At 70.3% G+C, this 17,388-nt stretch carries 21 protein-coding genes and 1 pseudogene; 11 read left to right on the top strand and 11 right to left on the bottom strand.

The window, feature by feature from the left end; translation table 11 throughout:
* Positions 1-458 precede the first annotated feature (458 nt).
* Complete coding sequence (locus ETD96_RS23230) at positions 459-641, top strand: hypothetical protein (RefSeq protein ID WP_138638584.1); 183 nt, start codon at positions 459-461, stop codon at positions 639-641.
* A gap of 24 nt (positions 642-665) precedes the next feature.
* Here the strand turns inward: ETD96_RS23230 and ETD96_RS23225 are convergent, their stop codons facing one another.
* The 9 genes from ETD96_RS23225 to ETD96_RS23185 all read right to left on the bottom strand — a co-directional run bounded on the left by ETD96_RS23225 (position 666) and on the right by ETD96_RS23185 (position 7,521).
* A complete protein-coding gene (locus tag ETD96_RS23225; RefSeq protein WP_138638583.1) occupies positions 666-1,139 on the bottom strand; it encodes a flavin reductase family protein in 474 nt (157 codons plus the stop codon).
* On the bottom strand, positions 1,136-1,990 hold the full coding sequence (locus ETD96_RS23220; RefSeq protein ID WP_138638582.1) for an FAD/NAD(P)-binding protein: 855 nt from the start codon (positions 1,988-1,990) through the stop codon (positions 1,136-1,138). The genes ETD96_RS23225 and ETD96_RS23220 overlap by 4 nt, the downstream gene beginning before the upstream one ends.
* A 119-nt stretch (positions 1,991-2,109) precedes the next feature.
* Complete coding sequence (locus ETD96_RS23215) at positions 2,110-3,267, bottom strand: LLM class flavin-dependent oxidoreductase (protein WP_138638581.1); 1,158 nt, start codon at positions 3,265-3,267, stop codon at positions 2,110-2,112.
* 4 nt (positions 3,268-3,271) lie between these two features.
* A complete protein-coding gene (locus ETD96_RS23210) occupies positions 3,272-4,258 on the bottom strand; it encodes an ABC transporter substrate-binding protein (protein WP_138638580.1) in 987 nt (328 codons plus the stop codon).
* On the bottom strand, positions 4,255-4,896 hold the full coding sequence (locus ETD96_RS23205; protein WP_338072587.1) for an ABC transporter ATP-binding protein: 642 nt from the start codon (positions 4,894-4,896) through the stop codon (positions 4,255-4,257). Before ETD96_RS23205 ends, ETD96_RS23210 begins: the two co-directional genes overlap by 4 nt.
* Positions 4,897-5,019: 123 nt before the next feature.
* Positions 5,020-5,847: an ABC transporter permease gene (locus ETD96_RS23200; protein ID WP_138638578.1), complete on the bottom strand. Its 828-nt coding sequence runs from the start codon at positions 5,845-5,847 to the stop codon at positions 5,020-5,022.
* Positions 5,848-6,198: 351 nt separating this feature from the next.
* A complete protein-coding gene (locus ETD96_RS23195; RefSeq protein WP_240808059.1) occupies positions 6,199-6,504 on the bottom strand; it encodes a HEAT repeat domain-containing protein in 306 nt (101 codons plus the stop codon).
* Positions 6,505-6,538: 34 nt separating this feature from the next.
* A complete protein-coding gene (locus ETD96_RS23190; RefSeq protein ID WP_240808058.1) occupies positions 6,539-7,078 on the bottom strand; it encodes an NAD(P)H-dependent oxidoreductase in 540 nt (179 codons plus the stop codon).
* Complete coding sequence (locus ETD96_RS23185; RefSeq protein WP_138638576.1) at positions 7,072-7,521, bottom strand: cysteine dioxygenase; 450 nt, start codon at positions 7,519-7,521, stop codon at positions 7,072-7,074. The genes ETD96_RS23190 and ETD96_RS23185 overlap by 7 nt, the downstream gene beginning before the upstream one ends.
* A 545-nt stretch (positions 7,522-8,066) precedes the next feature.
* Here ETD96_RS23185 and ETD96_RS23175 point away from each other — a divergent pair.
* On the top strand, positions 8,067-8,948 hold the full coding sequence (locus tag ETD96_RS23175; RefSeq protein WP_138638575.1) for an enoyl-CoA hydratase: 882 nt from the start codon (positions 8,067-8,069) through the stop codon (positions 8,946-8,948).
* Between the two features lie 140 nt (positions 8,949-9,088).
* Here ETD96_RS23175 and ETD96_RS23170 read toward each other — a convergent pair whose 3' ends face one another.
* Complete coding sequence (locus tag ETD96_RS23170) at positions 9,089-9,553, bottom strand: MarR family winged helix-turn-helix transcriptional regulator (protein ID WP_138638574.1); 465 nt, start codon at positions 9,551-9,553, stop codon at positions 9,089-9,091.
* A gap of 43 nt (positions 9,554-9,596) precedes the next feature.
* On the opposite strand from ETD96_RS23170, the gene ETD96_RS48395 reads away from it, so the two are divergent.
* The 8 genes and pseudogenes from ETD96_RS48395 to ETD96_RS23140 all read left to right on the top strand — a co-directional run bounded on the left by ETD96_RS48395 (position 9,597) and on the right by ETD96_RS23140 (position 15,710).
* Complete coding sequence (locus tag ETD96_RS48395; protein ID WP_240808061.1) at positions 9,597-10,517, top strand: LLM class flavin-dependent oxidoreductase; 921 nt, start codon at positions 9,597-9,599, stop codon at positions 10,515-10,517.
* 108 nt (positions 10,518-10,625) lie between these two features.
* A complete protein-coding gene (locus ETD96_RS23160) occupies positions 10,626-11,258 on the top strand; it encodes an isochorismatase family protein (RefSeq protein ID WP_138638573.1) in 633 nt (210 codons plus the stop codon).
* Between the two features lie 282 nt (positions 11,259-11,540).
* Complete coding sequence (locus ETD96_RS23155) at positions 11,541-13,328, top strand: serine/threonine-protein kinase (protein WP_138638572.1); 1,788 nt, start codon at positions 11,541-11,543, stop codon at positions 13,326-13,328.
* A 130-nt stretch (positions 13,329-13,458) separates the two neighbouring features.
* Complete coding sequence (locus ETD96_RS46840) at positions 13,459-13,794, top strand: transposase (RefSeq protein WP_240808057.1); 336 nt, start codon at positions 13,459-13,461, stop codon at positions 13,792-13,794.
* Positions 13,791-14,039, top strand: a pseudogene (locus ETD96_RS46835) (IS3 family transposase); the annotation flags it as partial. The gene ETD96_RS46840 and the pseudogene ETD96_RS46835, both read left to right, overlap by 4 nt.
* Positions 14,024-14,680, top strand: coding sequence for an IS3 family transposase (locus ETD96_RS46830; protein ID WP_240808056.1), 657 nt, complete (start codon positions 14,024-14,026; stop codon positions 14,678-14,680). The pseudogene ETD96_RS46835 and the gene ETD96_RS46830, both read left to right, overlap by 16 nt.
* 6 nt (positions 14,681-14,686) lie before the next feature.
* Positions 14,687-14,986, top strand: coding sequence for a Tn3 family transposase (locus ETD96_RS23145; protein ID WP_205719416.1), 300 nt, complete (start codon positions 14,687-14,689; stop codon positions 14,984-14,986).
* A gap of 115 nt (positions 14,987-15,101) precedes the next feature.
* Positions 15,102-15,710 (top strand): recombinase family protein, encoded by a 609-nt coding sequence (locus ETD96_RS23140; protein ID WP_240808054.1) that lies wholly within the window; start codon positions 15,102-15,104, stop codon positions 15,708-15,710.
* Positions 15,711-15,868: 158 nt separating this feature from the next.
* Here ETD96_RS23140 and ETD96_RS23135 read toward each other — a convergent pair whose 3' ends face one another.
* The gene (locus ETD96_RS23135; protein WP_138638571.1) at positions 15,869-16,528 is read right to left on the bottom strand and encodes a TetR/AcrR family transcriptional regulator; all 660 of its coding nucleotides are present in this window, start codon (positions 16,526-16,528) and stop codon (positions 15,869-15,871) included.
* Positions 16,529-16,625: 97 nt separating this feature from the next.
* Between ETD96_RS23135 and ETD96_RS23130 the strand changes: the two genes are divergently transcribed.
* On the top strand, positions 16,626-17,388 hold a 763-nt coding region (locus ETD96_RS23130; RefSeq protein ID WP_138638570.1), incomplete at its 3' end, for an NmrA/HSCARG family protein.

The following is a 17,388-nucleotide window of genomic DNA, read 5'->3' as shown; positions in this document are numbered from 1 at the left end:
GTCCCGATGCTGCGGCCGCCAGCGGCGAGGCCGGACACGAGCCGCCGCTGACCAGCATCAACACCACCGCCTAGAGAAGCGCCCTCCAGGCGGCCCCACCCATCTCCGCCCAGCTCAGAGCCAAGATCCGCGTCTCCAGCCCGCCGAATTACGCGGAACGCGGGGGTCGAGAGTGACCGTTCAGACAAGAAAAGTGCCTCCGAGCTGGGAGGGTAGGGCTTGTCGAGGTCCTGTCCGCGCCAGTTCAGAAGGCACTTTTCACATGGAGATTACAGGTCGCCATGCCACGCTCGAGGTGTCTTCGGACGGGGCCGGGATCATCGGTCAGGCCGGCGGGGTCACGTTCGAGGACCGAAGTCCCGGCGGCAGCAGGTAACGCCGCTCCGGCCCCTCGGTGTGGTGGCCGGCGTAGGCGAAGGCGCTGCTGCGGGCGTTCCAGCCGAAGTGGTGCAGTTCGAGTGACCATCGCCAACGGCGCGTGTTCGCCATCGGAGTCGCCCCGTGGTGCCTGGCGGCTTCCGGGGCTCGGCACCCACAAGAAGATCGCCAAAGCCTACGGCCACTGGCTCGTCCCTGCCTTCTTCGTCATCATCGGCGGCCTCGTCGTGGTCGAGTCCGGCGTCCTCACCAGGATCTTCTGAAACACGCCGGGGCGGTGCATCGGGTCAGGGCAGCCGGCGGAAGCGGCTCGCATGAAAGACCAAAGGAGGGATCTCGGCGGCGGCATCCAGATCATGGACCCGCAGCACCACGATGTCGTGGTCGCCTGAGCGGACCCGGTGCTCGACCGCGCAGTCGTACCAGGCGGCGGCGCCCTCGATGAGCACGCAGCCGTCGGGCGTGGAGCGCCACGCGATTCCGGCGAAGCGGTCACCGCCGCGGGCGCCGAGCCGCCGAGCCGCCTCCTCCTGGTGCGCGCCGAGCACGCTGATCCCGATGTGCGGCAGGTCGCGCAGCAGAGGCCAGGTAGTGGAGCTGTGCGCCATGCAGACCGACACCAGCGGCGGATCCAGTGACACCGGCACGAACGAGCTGGCGGCCATGCCGACGGGCCGTCCGCCGACGAGACCCGCCACCGCGGCGACACCGGTGGGGTAGGCGCCGTAGACGCGGCGCAGGTCGATTTCCGTCATGGTCATGCCGGTGCCTCTTTCAGCGGGCGAGCAGCTTGCGAGCGCGGCGGGCTCGGGGCTCGGCGGCCGGGCCGCCACATCCGGCGGACAGCGCCGCGGCCGCGAGCGGTTGCGGCGCGCCGGTGCGGGTGCGCGGGTTGTCGGCCGACCCAGCGGGGCTGCGCAGGTCGGCCTACTTTCAGAGTAGGTAGATGTATGTGGTGGGGTTGCGGCAGCAGACCGTGCCGTGACACCGCGTGGACGACCGTGCCGGGATGCGCCTCGGCGAGCGTCACGGCGACGTCGAGCATGGTCAGACCGGTTTCGACCACCAGGACCGGGGCGCCGTCCCGAACGCCATCGAGCGCATCGGGCGCCCACGGGTCCGGGATGCGGCGACCGCCCGCCGGCATCCGCGCACCGGGGGACGTACGGTTCCCGGTGGCCACGACCGCGGCGTCGGCGTCGAGGCTCCGTCCGTCCGTGAAGGTGAGGCGTGCGGCCCTGCCCTCGGACGGCGGGGCGAGGGCCGTCACGTTTCCCGTCACCAGGCGGATCCGGTCCCGGTGCTCGTCGAGAATCGCGCGCAGGTACCGTCCGTAGACCATGCGGGGCAGATAGTCCTCGTCCGCGACGTCCATGCCCCGTGAGCGGGCCCATCGCAGCAGGTGGTCGGGAACGTCGCCGAAGGCGCTCATCTTCCCCGCGCAGACGTTCAGCAGGTGACGCGGGTCGGTCGTCGAGTAGGCCTGACCCAGACCGTGCCGCGCGTCCCGGTCTATCAGCACCGTTCGCAGCGGTCCCGCCGTCCGGCGCGCGAGATGCGCGGCGGCCAGCGCTCCGCTGGCTCCGCCACCGGTGATCGCCACCGTCCGCATCCGACCTCCCGAGTCGCGTTCTCGTGCCCCAACCGAGATGGTTCATATTTCCTACGGGAATTAGAGATAAAGATTCGCCGCCGCCGGCCGGGGCCCTGAAGCCTCGACCGGTGGCCGACTCAGGCGGTGGCGCGCAGGTCGGGTGTCCTACCGCGCCGGCGGAGTTCGGGCAGCACGCCCTCACCGAACCAGTAGGCCTCCTCGATGTGCGGATAGCCGGAGAGGATGAACTCCTCGATCCCGATGGCGGCGTACTCCTCGATCCGGTCGGCGACCTCGGTGTGGCTGCCGACCAGGGCGGTTCCGGCGCCGCCGCGCACCAGGCCGACACCCGCCCACAGGTTGGGGTAGATCTCCAGCTGACGGGCGTCCACGCCGCCGCCGTCCCGGTACCGCTGGTGCAGGGAGCGCATCCGCCGCTGGCCGACCGATTCGCTGGCGGCCAGGGCCTGCTGCGCCTTGGCGACGGCGGCGGGATCGAGGCTGTCCAGCAGCCGTCCGGCCTCCCGCCAGGCCCGCTCCGCAGTGTCGCGGCTGAGGGTGTGCAACCGGATGCCGAACCGGAGCGTGCGGCCCTGACGCTCGGCCAGCTGGCTGATGTGGGCGATCTTGGCGGCGACCTGGTCGGGCGGCTCGCCCCAGGTGAGGTAGACGTCGGCGTGGCGAGCCGCGACCGGGCCCGCGGCGCCGGACGAGCCGCCGAAGTAGATCGGCGGGACGGGGTCGGGAGGCTGCCGCACGGTGGCGCCTTCCACCCGGTAGTGCTCGCCGGTGTAGTCGAAGGGCTCGGCCCCCCAGGCGCCCCGCACGACCGACAGGAACTCCTCGGTGCGGGAGTAGCGTTCATCGTGGTCGAGGTGGTCGCCGAAGCGCCGCTGCTCGGCCGCCTCCCCTCCGGTGACCACGTTGAGCGCGAGCCGTCCGCCGGAGATGCGCTGGTAGGTCGCGGCCATCTGGGCCGCCAGGGTCGGAGAGATCAGGCCGGGCCGGAAGGCGACCAGGAACTTCAGCCGGCGGGTCTCACGGACGAGCGCCGAAGTCACCAGCCAGGCGTCCTCGCACCAGGTGCCCGTGGGGGTGAGGACGGCCTCGAACCCCAGATGCTCGGCGGTCCGGGCGACCTGGGCGAGGTAGTCGATGTCTGGAGTGCGGAAGCGGTCGGCGGTGCCCGCCGCTCCTGCGGGCACGCCTACTCCCTTGGGCACGCTGTGGCCTCCGCCGACGAGTGTCCGGCCGTCGCCGGTGGTGGGCAGGAACCAGTGGAATCGCAGGGTCATCGTGTCACTTCCCTTGACGTGCCGCCGTGGCGAGGTCGTTGAAACGCCGGTCGAAGAAGTCGGCGATCGTGACCTTGCCGGGGATCAGGCCGACACCGGAGAAGGAGTCGGCGATCTGCTGTTCGGAGGCGATCACCGAGTCGTCGATGGGAATGATGTCGGCGAGGCGGCGATCGACGGCGCGCTCGGCGACCGGTACGGGCAGCCGGGTCTGTTTCGCCCAGATGCCCGCCCATTGCGCAGGGTGGGTGTTGGACCACTGGATCGCGCGCTGGTAGCGGGCGAGGAAGTCCTTGAGGGCGGCGGTCCGCTCCTTGTCCTTGAGGGTGTCTTTGGAGGTGACCTGGAAGCCGTAGCCGTTGGTGTAGCCGCGGCCGTCGGCCAGGATGCGGGCGCCGTTCTCCAGTTCGGCCTGGGCGGTGTAGGGCTCCCAGGTCGCCCAGGCATCCACGCGGCCGCCGGTGAGCGCGGCGAGGGCGTCGGCGGGCTGGAGGTACTGCGTCTGGATGTCGCCGAACCCGAGCCCGTTCTTCTTGAGCACCGACAGCAGGTGGTAGTTGGCCGAGCTGCCCTTGGCGACGGCGACCTTCTTGCCCTTGAGCTCGGTCGGCGAACGCAACGGGGAGCCCTTGGGCACCACGATGGCCTGCCCCGTCAGGCGGGACTCGGTGGCGCCGACGATGATGATGCGGGCCTTGGACGCCGCCGCGAACACCGGTGGGGTGTTGCCGACGGAGCCGAAGTCGACGGCCCCGGCGTTGACGCCTTCGAGGATCGGCGGGCCGGAGGTGAACAGCGACCATTTGATCTTGTAGGTGAGGCCGTCGAGCTGGCCGGCGGCCGTGAGCATCTCCTGCACGCTGGCGCCCTTCTGGTCTCCGACGCGTAGCACCACTTCCCCCGGCTCGGCCGCTTTGTCGCCGGAGGAGCAGGAGGTCACCGCCGTGAGAAGCGCGGTCAGCAGGAGCACAGCGGCATGCCGTCTGGTCATGTCGTTCCTTCGATGGTCACGCCCAGCCGGGCGAGGAGGGTGGAGCGCAGGTCGATGAGTTCGCGTTGGTCGCGGCGGCGGGGGCGGGGCAGGTCGACCGTGGACTGGTGCGCGATCCGGCCGCCGTCCAGTACCAGAACGCGGTCGGCGAGCAGCAGCGCCTCGTCCACGTCGTGGGTGACCAGCAGGACACCGGGGCTGTGCCTGGCCCACAGGTCGAGCACGAGCCGGTGGATGTTGATGCGCGTCAGCGCGTCGAGCGCGCTGAACGGCTCGTCGAGCAGCAGCAGGTCGGGGTTGCGCACCAGGGCGCGGGCGAGGGAGACCCGCTGGGCTTCGCCTCCGGAGAGGGTGAGCGGCCACACGTCCCGGCGGTCGGTCAGCGCGACCTCCGCCAGTGCGCGCTCGGCTGCGGCGACCGGGTCGGGGGCTCGCAGCCCGAGTGTGACGTTGCTCAGCACGCGCTTCCAGGGAACCAGGCGCGGTTCCTGGAAGGCCACGGCCGCCGTGCCGTCGACGTGCAGGTCGCCGGCGGCGCCGCCGTCGAGTCCGGCGAGCACTCGCAGCAGCGTGGACTTGCCCGAGCCGCTGCGGCCGAGCAGGGCGACGAACTCCCCGCGCTCGATGTCCAGGTCCACGCCGTCCAGGACGCTGCGGGCCCCGAACCGCTTGGTCAGCCCCCCGGATCCGGACGACCGGACTGGTGGCGGTGGAATCCGCCGTGCCGGTATTGGTGGCCTGCGGGCCGGCGTCGGCGCCGTTCACGTTCCGAGCAGTCCGCGTCGCCATGACAGCGCCCTCCCTTCCAGCAGCCGCACCAAGGCGTCGGTGGCGAGGCCGAGGATCGCGTAAACGAGCAGCCCGACCACGACGATGTCGATGCGCAGGAACTCGCGGGCGTCGTTGATCATGAAGCCGAGCCCCGTGCTCGCGTTGATCTGCTCGGCCACGATCAGGGCGAGCCAGGCGATGCCGAGGCTCTGCCGCAGCCCGACCAGCGTCTGCGGCAGCGCGCCGGGCAGCACGATGTGCCTGATCAGCGCGGTCCGGCCGAGCCGCAGGACCTGCCCGACCTCGGCGAGCCTGGCGTCCACGCCGCGAATGCCGGCGTAGGTGTTCAGGTAGATCGGGAAGAGCACGCCGAAGGCCACCAGGACGACCTTGGGGGTCTCTCCGATCCCGAACCAGAGGATGAAGAGCGGGATCAGGCCGAACAGCGGGAGCGCGCGCAGCATCTGCATCGGCGGATCGACGACGCTCTCGCCGGGGCGGCTGAGCCCGGCCAGCAGTGCCAGGGAGAGCCCGGCGACCGCTCCGATGAGGAAACCGATGAGCGCCCGCTGCAAGGAGATCGCGACGGCCTCGCCGAGCGTCCCGTCGGCGGTCAAGGCCACCGCCGTGTCGGCGACGGTCGCGGGCGACGCCAGCAGCCGCTCGGGCAGGACGCCCGCGCTGCTCGCGACCTGCCAGAGGATCAGCAGCGCCAGCGGGCTGACGACCCGCAGCCCGGGGCGGGGCCGCGGCGGAGATGGGGGTCTGGAGCGCGCCCGGGCGGCCGGGCGCGCGAGATCGACGGAGGATGTGGACATGGGACTCCAAGCCCCTTCATGGGAAGCCGGTCGGCGGACAGGGTCGGTCAGCGAACAGGCGGGCGGCCGGAGCGGTGCGCCCGGGCCTGCCGGGATCGCGTCGTCAGCGCGGACACAGGGCGCTCGCCTGCAGCCGGAGATCGACGTGCAGACGGGCGACGAGGGGGACGAGGGGACTCACGGCAGTCACTCTGGCCAATATTTCCTAGTAAGTCAATAGGAAATACATGAATATGGCGTCCGGCACACTGAGGACCGGCCCCGACGCCGGCACACCACGAAACGAGCAGCGGGCCGGGAGCACCGGCGCAGGGTTGCCCGGCCCGCCAGAAGCGGCGGGCCCGCCGGATGTCACGGCGCAGGGGTCAGTGACCGCCGCGCGTACGCCCTGACGTCGGCGTCGGGGTCGGAGCAGGCGCGGCGGAGCGCATCGGCGGCGTCGGTCTCGGTGCCGGCCCAGCGGCCCAGATTGATCACGGCCGCCTTGCGCACGTCCAGGTTCGGGCCGTCCAGCGCCTTGACGAGCGAGCCGAGCGCGGTGGCCGCCGCCGCGTCCAGCGGCGCGGGGCAGCCGATCCCCGCGAGGGCCTCCAGGGCGGCCGCCCGGACCAGATCGTCGGCGTCGTCCGCCAGCCGCTCAGATCGGCCGACAGGCACGCCTTGCGACGAAGGCGTCCAGCGGCGGCACGGTTCACGCGACGGCGCTCCGGCCCCCAAGCACCGCGGTCACCTGGGGCGCGACCCGGCCGGCCCAGCCGTCCAGGATCTCGCCCGCCCGTTCGACCTGCTCCTCCAGCAGCACCGCCCCGGGAGTCGGGACGAACGCCCCCAGTTCCACCAGCACCGCGCGCAGATGCACCTCGACGGCCAGCGCGTGCCGTGCGTTGCCCATGACCATCAGCGGAAGAGCCGCGGCCGAGGCCAGCGCCGCGCCGGGCAGGCGATCCAGGAAGGTCTTCAGCAGCCCCGTATAGGTGCCCTTGTAGGTCGGGCTCGCCACCACCAGCACATCCGCGGCCAGGACCGCCTGTTCCGCCTTCTCCACCGCGGCGGGGACCGAGGACGAGCCCAACCCCACCGCCAGCGCCGAGAGGTCGATGATCTCCTGGTCGGCCGGGCCGATGCGCCCGCCGACGGCCTCGGCGGCCAGGACCGCGACCGCGCGGGTGCGCGATCGCGGCCGGGGGTTGCCCACCAACACGACGACGCGCGCGGCCGACCGCGTCACCACTGGCCCGCCTCCTCGGTCACCAGCCGCACCAGCCGGCCGTCGGCAAGGTCGTAGCGGTTCATGGACGACAGCGGCGGGGAGTAGGCGTGCACGCTCACCGCCGGGGCGGCCGAGACGTTGCGCACCTCGTGGACGTACTCGGCCCCGAACGCGCGGGACCCGCCCGGCGTCACGTCCCGCACCGCGCCGAGGTCACGCTCCTGCAGGCTGCCCAGCGCCACCGCGAACGCACCGCGCGAACCACCGTGGTCGTGCAGCCCGGTGGTCTGACCCGGCGGCCAGTTGATCAGCCAGATCTCGTGGTCGCCATCCCGGCGCAGCCGCCCGTACCAGCGGCCCTGCGGGCTGAGCCGCACCCGCGGCAGCCAGGCATAGCAATCCTCCGCCAGTTCGGTCAACGTCGCGGACGCCACGTCGTCCGCCATAACGGTCATGTTCGTCATCGCCTGCTCTCCCTCTGTCAGCGGATCCTGCGCCGTGTGTCACCTGGGCAAGGCGCGGTGACACAGGCCACCGGCCAGCCGTCCCAGATCGACATGCGGCCGCGTCCACGGAGAGAGCCCAGAGTGCATGCGATCAGCATGGCCGGCATTCTCGACCTAGTCAACCGGAATTATCTGCAATGCACCCCGCACAGGGATCACGGTGCAGCTGCGCGGTGACGCCCACATGCTGAACCTCCGCGCTGCTCGCCTCCCCCGAGCGGCACCTGATCTTTGACATCAACGACCGGGACATGGTCGCCGGATGCCCAGGCCCCCTTCCCGTCGCCGTGCCGGCATCACCCGGACCAGGTGATGCCGCCATGACGGAATAAGTGTCTGCACAGACAGGTTGTTCGCGTCACTTCACCCATGAGGAAGGGCGATCTCGATGGACTCCTCGCTCATCCCGACGCCGGCGGCATGGTGGCGCCCGCCCGGGAGGCCGGTCGCCACCGTGACCGTGAGGGGCCCAGCGCCCGCAACACTGTGAAAGGACGGATGACATGGCCGACAGCACCCTGCCCGAGCCGGTGAAGCTCGGTGACCGCGTGACCTACGACGTACCCGCCGAGCGTGTCGCCCGCGCGACACTCACCCGCTCCGAGACCGGGAATCTGCAGGACGTCCACCTGCTCTACCAGCTGGACGCCGCCTACCGGCGCGCCGCGGCCGACGACTCGATCTCCGTGTTCGTCCTCGCCGCGGAGGGCCAGGACTTCTCGATCGGGCACGACGTCGATGGGCTCTTCAGCACCGACGGCATGGACCAGGTGACGCTGGAGGGCGGACTGGGGCTCGGCGGCGTCGAGGGCGATATGGCCTGGGAGAACGAGGTCTTCCTGCAACTGCACTGGCGCTGGCGCAACTTCCCCAAACCGAGCATCGCCGCGGTTCAGGGGCGCGTGTTCGCCGGCGGCTTGATGATCACGTGGCCCAATGACCTGATCGTGGCCAGTGAGGACGCGCGCTTCGCCGACCCGGTCACGGCGTTCGGGATGAGCGCCGTCGAGCTGTTCATGCATCCGTGGGAGTTCGGTGCGCGCCGTGCGAAGGAACTGCTGCTCACAGGCGACGTCCTGACGGCGGCAGAGGCCAAGGAAATCGGCATGGTCAGCCGGGTGGTCCCCCGAGCCGACCTGGAGTCGGCCACGCTGGCCCTCGCCGAGCGGATCGCGACCCGCCCCACCGCCGGGCTGAAGATGGCCAAGAGGGCCGTGAATCAGACCCTGGAGATCCAGGGCCAGTGGAACGCGCTGCAGGCGGCCTTCAGCCTGCACACCCTCGGCCACGCCAACAACAGGATCGTGAACAACGGCTCCTACATCGACCCCGCGGGCTTTCCGCTGGTCGCTGACATCTGGGAACTGCCGCAAACGGATGCCTGAGTTTCCATCCCCACCGGCAGTGCGGTGATGACCGCCCAACCAGTCAGGGCCCGGGCGTGCTGCAACACCTACCCGGAGGCCGTGCCGGTGTCCGCCGGGCCGCAGGTGATCGGCAAGCGGTTCACCTGCGGCCGGTGCGGTCACCGCGGGCTCGCCCCCTCGTCGCTCTCCGGCCCGAGGCGTGACCAGATCCGCGTGAGGTCGCGCAGGTCGTCGTCGTCCAAACGGTCGAGGAAGAGTCGGCGCAGGTCGGCATGCTGCTGCTTCCATGCCTTGCGCAGGAGGTTGTGCCCATCGGGTGTCAGGACGGCGACGTAGCCGCGTCCGTCCCCGGCCGCACGCTGACGCTCGATGAGCCCGCGGCGCTCCAGCCGGTCGGCGAGCCGGGTGAAACCACCGGTGGACATCAGCCGATCCCTGGCCAGCTCGGACATCCGCATGCCGGAGCGACCGGCTCGACCGAGCAGGGACAGGACACTGTACTCGGCCATGCTCACGCCCAGTGGCGCGATCCCCGCCTCGATCTCACGCCAGATGCGGTCGTGGGCATAAAGGAAACCTCGCCAGGCCTCGTTCTCAAGGTCGCTCAGACGTGGAGTCGCCACCCCCGCAGCATACCGTGACCGCCGTCCTCATCGCCCGGTGTACATGTCTGCGCAGGCAGTACACTGGAAGGAATATCTATCTGCGCAGACACCTTGTTATGATCAGAACACCGAACGGCATCCGCACGAGGACCGTATGGAGAGCACGTTGCCCACCACAGTCGCCGGGGAGCGATCCCCCTTCGAGATCGGCTTCATGACGTTCGCCGAGATCATCGCCGACCCAGCTACCGGTACGCTTCCTTCCGCGCACCAGCGCGCCCGGGAAACCATCGAGCAGGCGCGGCTCGCCGACGAGGCCGGACTCGACCTGTTCGCCGTCGGCGAGCACCACCGCACCGACGTCGTCGGCTCGGCCCCCTCCGTCGTCCTGACCGCAGCCGCCCAGGCCGCCACGAACATCAGGCTGACCAGCGCGGTCACCGTGCTCAGCTCCGACGACCCGGTGCGGGTCTGGGAACAGATCGCCACACTCGACCAGCTCTCCGGAGGCCGGGCCGAGATCATCGCCGGCCGCGGCTCCTGCACCAAATCACCAGCAGACCATCGACCTGTACCGAGAAGCCGCACAGCAGGCCGGGCACGACCCCGCCACGCTGCGCACCAGCATCAACCTCCACGGCTACGTCGGGCGTACCAGCCAGGACGCCCGCGACACGATGTACCCCTACTTCGCGCAGGGCATGATGGCCAACAACCACCAGCGTGGCCGCGGGTTCGCGATGCCGCGGGCCGCCATCGAAGCCCAGCCCCCAACGCCGGACTCGTCGTCGGCAGCCCGCATGAGGTCATCGAGAAGCTGCTGGCCTACCACGAGCTCTACGGCCTGGACCGCGCCCTGATCCAGATCGGCTTCGGCGGGATGCCGCAGCAGGACGTCCTCAAGGCGATCGAACTGCTCGGCGCCGAAGTCGCCCCCGTCGTACGCCGCGAGGTCGGCTCCCGGAAGGAGCAGGCGGCGTGACCACCACCGTGAGCGACATCCTCACGCTCGTGGCGACTCACAAGAGGCCGGCTGACTGACACCAGCCGCGTCACGGTGACCACAAGGGAAACAACCAAGGAGAAAGTCATGCCGCACACGCCACTTACCGCCGACAACAGCGCGGTCGTCCTCATCGATCACGAGGTCGGTTTCTCGAACCTCATCGGATCGCACACGATCGATGAGAACCTCAACGGCACGCTCGCGCTGGCCAAAACCGCGAAGCTGTTCAACCTACCGCTGATCGTCACCGCCGCTCCCGAGGACTTTCCCGCAGGCCCTCTCTACCCCGAGCTCGCGCAGGTCCTCGGCGACACTCCCGTCATCCACCGTCCACCGGTCTTCGACGCTTTCGAGAACGACCAGTTCGCTGCGGCCATCGAGGCCGCCGGACGCAAGAAGCTGATCATGGCGGGCATCCAGACCGACGTCTGCCTCGCCCTGACCGCCTTGACCGCTCTCGACCGCGGCTACGAGGTCTACATCGTCGTCGACGCCTCTGCGGCGACCACCAAAGAGACACACGACACGGCGGTCATGCGACTCGTTCAGGCCGGCGCGATCCCCGTCAACTGGCTCGCCGTCGGCTCGGAGATCCTCCGCGGTTGGGTCGACCAGCCGCTCGCACCAGCGTTCGGGGAGCTTATCTACGAGCACCTGCCGTCCTGGCGGCACAACCACGTGGCGAGCGACGCCATCGCGAAGTACGCCACCAAGTAGTCCCCTAACCGCACCCCGGGCCGGGCGTGCTCCCGCAAAAGGCCGCCCGGTCCGGTCGACCTCTCTGCCGAGCCGCGCCGGGCCTCGCGCGTTGCCCGAGTATTCGTCCGCGGCCGTGTCGGCGGTGGACGCCGGGCTGACACCGGCGACGTGAGTGTAAAAGGCGGCTCGGCTCGTGGTTGGGAAGGTCGGCCGGTACCGGCGGGTGAATAGTCGATGGTCCAGTGGCGTCCGGACAGGACACCTCATTAGTCTTCAGCTGATCTTCAATAAGGGGGATTTATGGAGGCGCTACAGCTCGAAGATCCGCGGACGATGGGCGACTATCGGCTGATTGGTCGGCTCGGTGCGGGAGGCATGGGGCAGGTCTATCTGGGCCGGTCCCGCGGCGGGCGCATGGTGGCCGTGAAGCTGGTGCACGCCAACCTGGCCGCGGACCCGGTCTTCCGGCAGCGGTTCCGGCACGAGGTGGAGGCGGCGCGCCGGGTCGGCGGCCAGTGGACGGCACCGGTGCTGGACGCCGACACCGAATCGGATGAGCCGTGGGTGGCCACCGGCTATGTTCCCGGTCCCACGCTGGCGGACACGGTCGAGCGGCACGGTCCGCTGCCCGAGCTCTCCGTTCTCGCGCTGGCGTCGGGGCTGGCCCGCGCGTTACAGGCTGTGCACGCCCATCGACTGATCCACCGCGACCTCAAGCCGTCCAACGTGATGGTGACCATCGACGGCCCACGGGTGATCGACTTCGGCATCGCGCGGTCGGTGGACGCCGGCGTGGCGACCCGCACCGGGGCCCTGATCGGCTCGCCCGCCTTCATGTCGCCCGAGCAGGCGCGGGGGGCGGAACCGAGCCCGGCCGGCGACATCTTCAGCTTGGGGTCGGTGCTGGCCTACGCCGCGACCGGACGTCGACCGTTCGGCGCCGACGTCGACAACGTGCACGCGGTGCTCCTCCAGGTCACGCAGGGAGACCCGCAGTTGGGCAGGCTGTCCGGACCGGTTCGCACCCTGGTGGAGGCATGCCTGGCCAAAGCACCGGAAGATCGCCCCACACTCGAGGCGATTCTAAGATCTTTGCCCCCGTTCCCGCGGATCTGGTTGCCCGGGGAGGTCGCCACCGAACTGGGTCGGCATACCGCCGGCCTGCTCGACCTGGAGACCCCCGACCTGGAGGCGGCTCACGCCGCACCGTCCCCGCACCCCGGCCCTCCCGGGAGCGGCCACACCAGCACGGCCTCCTTCCGGCGCCGTCCGGCACCGCGCCGCCGGCTGTACCCCGCCCTCGGCGCCGTCGCGGCCGTCGTGATCGCGGCGACCACGGTCATCGCGCTCACCGGCGATGATGGAGAGGCTACCGCCGGGCGGAACACCGGCACCAAAGAACAGGGCACCAAAGACGAGAGCGTCAACGGCGTCGTGCCGCCCGCCATGGTCGGGACGTGGGAGGGAGAGGTCGAACAGGCCGGCACCGAGACATGGTGGCAACGCCGGATCACCCTTTCCCAGGGGGCACTCGGCCAGGACGTCGCCAGGATCATCGTGGCCCAGGAGCCCGGGATGTTCTGCGAGTACGTCGGAAGGCTGGCGTCCAGCTCACCCGCCGTCGATCTGCGTCCACGCCTCACCAGAAGCATCCCGCCGGGCAGATGCGAGGACGACCCGCCGCAGAAGATGACGTTGAAAGGCGCGCAGGTCCACTGGGCCGCCGGGAAGGTGTCCGGCGATCTCTCACGCGCTCGCCACACGGCGGTACCGGCCGATCTCCACGGCCGCTGGGTCGGGTCCGACGGAAACGGTCTGCATAGGGAGTTCGACATCGGTGACGGCGCCGTCGGCACCGAGGCCGTTCGGACCCGGGTGGGCGCTCCAGGCGGTCCCGCCTGCGAGACCGCCGGCGTGCTCGTCTCGGCAGACGATCCGATCATCTTCCTGGCCACCCGCTTGATCAGCCGGACCTCCGGCTGTTCACTCAACCCGGCTCTGCAGGCTTTCAAGCTGGAAGCCCAAGGCTTGACCTGGGGGTACGGGGACGCAAGCAATGGCGACAGTGCCCAGCTGCGCCGCCCCTGACATCGACTGCCGTACCCGACGCAGCGTTACCGCGGCGCCGAAGACCGCACGGGCCCTCCCCCCGGAGTGTGGACACCCTGAGCGCCCTGGATCATGGAAGGTCTGGGGGTAAGAGGGGTCCCGTGTGAGGATGAAGGTCTACTCCGAGGAGTTCAAGGCCGACGCGGTGGCGTTGTACCTGTCGGATCCGTCGCGGACGTATGCGTCGGTGGCCAGGGATCTGGGTGTCAACCGGGAGACGCTGCGTCTGTGGGTGCGGCAGGCCCGTGCCGGGCAGACCGGCGGGCGGCAGGCCGAGGGTGGCAGGCCGGCCCGGCGGCCCGAGCCGGGTGCTGGCCCGGTAGCCTCCGACGCCGTGCTTGAACAGGAGAATCGGCAGCTGCGCGCCAAGGTGCGCGAGCTGGAGGCCGAGCGCGACATTCTGCGTCGGGCGGCCAAGTATCTCGCGGGAGAGACGAACTGGTGAGTCGCTTCCAGTTCGTTGAGGACCATCGTGAGCTGTTCAGCGTCAAGCGGCTGTGTCATGTCCTTGAAGTCTCCCGGTCGGGCTACTACCGGTGGCGGGAGGCCCGCCGGGCCCGGGCCGAGCGGCGCCGTGCCGACGAGGCGCTGGCCGAGCAGATCCGCCGGATCCACGCCGATCAGGACGGCACCTACGGGTCGCCGCGGGTCACGGCCGAGCTGCGCGGTCAGGGGTGGCGGGTGAACCACAAGCGCATCGAGCGGGTGATGCGCGCCTTCGACATCGTCGGCGTGCACCTGCGCAGGAAGGTCCGGACCACCGTGCCCGAGCCCTCCCACCAGAAGGTGGGCGACCTGATCAAGCGGACTTCTGCGCCCCGGCACCGAACCAGCGGTACGTGGGCGACATCACCTACCTGCCGGTCGCAGACGGCAGGTTCCTCTACTTGGCGACCGTGATCGACCTGTACTCACGCCGGCTGGCGGGCTGGTCGATCGCCGACCACATGCGCACCGAGCTGGTCATCGACGCGTTGGAGGCCGCGGCCCGCACCCGTGGCGGGCGGCTGGACGGCGCCGTCTTCCACTCCGATCACGGCGCCCAGTACACCTCGGCTGACTTCGCCGCCGCCTGCGCCCGCCTGGGCGTCGTCCAGTCGATGGGCGCGGTCGGCACAAGCGCCGACAACGCCCTGGCCGTGGCGTTCAACGCCAGCCTGAAACGAGAGACCCTGCAGGGCCGCAAGCGCTGGTCCGGGCCACGCCAGGCCCGGCTGGCGGTGTTCCGGTGGGTCACGCGCTACAACACCACGCGCAGGCACTCGGCCCTCGGCCACACCAGCCCGATCAACTACGAACAACAGACCGATAAGGTGGCTCAAGCCGCATAACAACCGGTGTCCACACTTCGGGGGGAACCCCCGTTCAACGAGCTGATCGCCAACTGCGTCATCTACTCCAACGCCTGCGACATCACCGACGCCGCCAACGCCCTAGCCGCCGAGGGCCACCCCGTCGACACCGAGGACCTGGCCACCGTCTCGCCCTACATCACCACCACACCATCCGCCGGTTCGGCAACTGGACCCTCAACCTCACCCCGCCCGATCAGACCCGACCACGCGCTTGGACCTGGAACCGCGCGTGCTGTTCGGTACACCGCCTGCCTGAGTCCCCACCCGGCGCTGTTCCGTTAGGGGATCCCCCACCGGAACACCGGCCAGCCGAGACGGACATCCAGGTCGAACTGTTCCGTAAGAGTGTTCCGCGAACTGTCCCGGTGACGGGGCCCTATCCGGAACACTGGAGCCCGTGAACGCCGTCAACGCCGCGCCGAACGCGATCCGGGTCGGCTACGCCCGCTGCTCCACCGACGAGCAGGACGTCGTGCTCCAGACCGATCAGCTGCTCGGGCTCGGCGTGCCCGAGGATCGGATCTACATCGACCGGGGTTTCTCCGGGACCACCCGCCGCAACCGCGCTGGCCTGGACCGGGCGCTGGCCGCGGTGTGGCCCGAGAGCGTGTTCACCGTGACCGAGTTCGACCGGTTCGCCCGCAACATGGCCGAGGCCAACCAGATCCTCACCGACCTGTCCGACCGCGGCGTGCTGTTCGGGCTCGGCGGGTCGGTCTACGACTGGAACGACCCGTTCGGCCGACTGTTCCTGCAGACCCTGGCGATGGTGGCGGAGTTCGAGGCGAACCTGGGCCACCTGCGCACCCGCGAGGGCATGGCCCTGGCCAAGAAGAACGGCAAGCTGAAGGGCAAGCAGCCCAAGCTGCCCGAGCCAGCGCGGCGTTCCATCCGCCGCCGCTACGCCGAGGGCGAGGTCTCCCTCGCCGACCTGGCCACCGAGTACAGCGTCGGCCGTTCCACCATCCACCGCATCATCCACGACCCGACGCCCGGGCCGAACTGACGGCCAGTCTCGTTCCCTCCACACCAAAGGGTGAGTACCGATGTTCGATGAGCAGGAGGAAGGGCCGGAGTTCGGGTACGCGGTGGACGCTGGCCGAGGACGAGCCCGGCTAGCGCTAGCCGACCCGGCCCTGCGCGGTGCAGGGGCCGAGGGGCGGATCAGGTTCGCCAACGCGCCGTCAGCAGGCGTTGCGCGGGGGGCAGCCCGGGCAGGTCGGCGCGCGGCTGGGCGGCGAGGCCGCCCAGGGCGATCGCGATCAGGCGGCGCCGGGCGGCCCGCGCTTCGGTGGTGAGCGCGGGGTCGTCCACGTCCTGGATCTGCTCGACCAATGGCGACCGGCCCAACTGCTCGATGAGCAGGAGGACGTCGGTCGCCGTCACGTCCCGGCGTAGTCCGCCGCACTCGTGCGCGCGGTCCACCAGGACAGCGAAGTCCCGGTCTGCCGAGGCCGCGAGGCCGGCCATCTGCGGGGGCAGCGACGTCAGCCTCCCCAGCGGGGCCAGCGTGCCCTGGCCGTACTCGACGCTCTCGACGACCAGGTTCTGCAGTCCCTGCCACGGGTCGGGGTGGTCGGCGGCCGTCCGCACGGTCGCTATCCACTGCTGGTTCGACAGCACCAGCAGCCGTTCGTACAAGGCGGCCTTGCCGTTGTAGCGCCGGTAGAGCGTGCCCACGCCGACCCCGGCGGCCTCGGCGATCGCGTTGACCGAGGCGTGCACCCCGTCGCGCGCGAACACCCGCCGGGCGGCCTGCAGGAGGGCTTCGTCGTTACGGGCGACCTCGGCCTGCCGGGCCTGCTGCTGTTTGGAGACACCCATGCCGGTCATCCTAGACCTTGCGGAGCGAATGACTCCGCAGTAGTGTCCTCGATCTGCGGAGCGAATTGCTCCGCACTGAGAGGGAAACGAGGACCCTATGCACTCGACCAAGACCGTGCTCGTCGCCGGAGCGACCGGAAACCAAGGCGGTGGCACCGCCCGGGCGCTGCTCGCCGACGGCTGGAACGTACGGGCCCTGGTGCGCGACGCGGACGCGGTCCCCGCCCGCGCCCTGGCCCGCGCCGGCGCGACCCTGGTGCGCGGCGACCTCGATGATGCGGAGTCACTGGCCCGGGCGGCCGCCGGCGCCCACGGCGTGTTCAGCGTCCAGCCGCTGGCCGTCACCGAGGAGGAACTGGCCACCGAGGTCCGCCGCGGGATCGCCCTGGCCGACGCCGCCCGGGCCGCAGGAGTCGCGCACCTGGTCTACAGCTCCGTCGACGGCGCCGAACGCGCCACCGGCATCGACCACTTCGAGTCCAAGACCCGCATCGAGGAGCACATTGCCGCCACCCTCCCGTCGGCGACGATCCTGCGGCCGGTGTTCTTCATGGACAACCTGCTGTGGTACGCCGACGCCACCAACGAACGCGTCCTGGAACTACCGGTGGTCCCCGACCGCCCGATGCAGATGATCGCGGCCTCGGACATCGGCCGGATCGCCGCCAAAGCGTTCGCCGAACCCGATGCCTATCTCGGCGCCCGGCTGGCGATCGCCGGGGACGCCGTCAGCTTCGAGCAGGTGGCGGCGGCTTACCAGCAGGTGACCGGTGTCCCCACGCGGCTGGCGCCCAAGCCGATCGAGGAACGGATGTACCAGTGGTTCGCAGAGGACGGCTACCAAGCCGACATCCCCACCC

It is taken from the genome of Actinomadura geliboluensis, assembly GCF_005889745.1.
GTDB classification, from domain to species: domain Bacteria; phylum Actinomycetota; class Actinomycetes; order Streptosporangiales; family Streptosporangiaceae; genus Spirillospora; species Spirillospora geliboluensis.
Note: the sequence above shows the minus strand (reverse complement) of the source record. Positions and strands in the feature narration are given on the sequence as shown.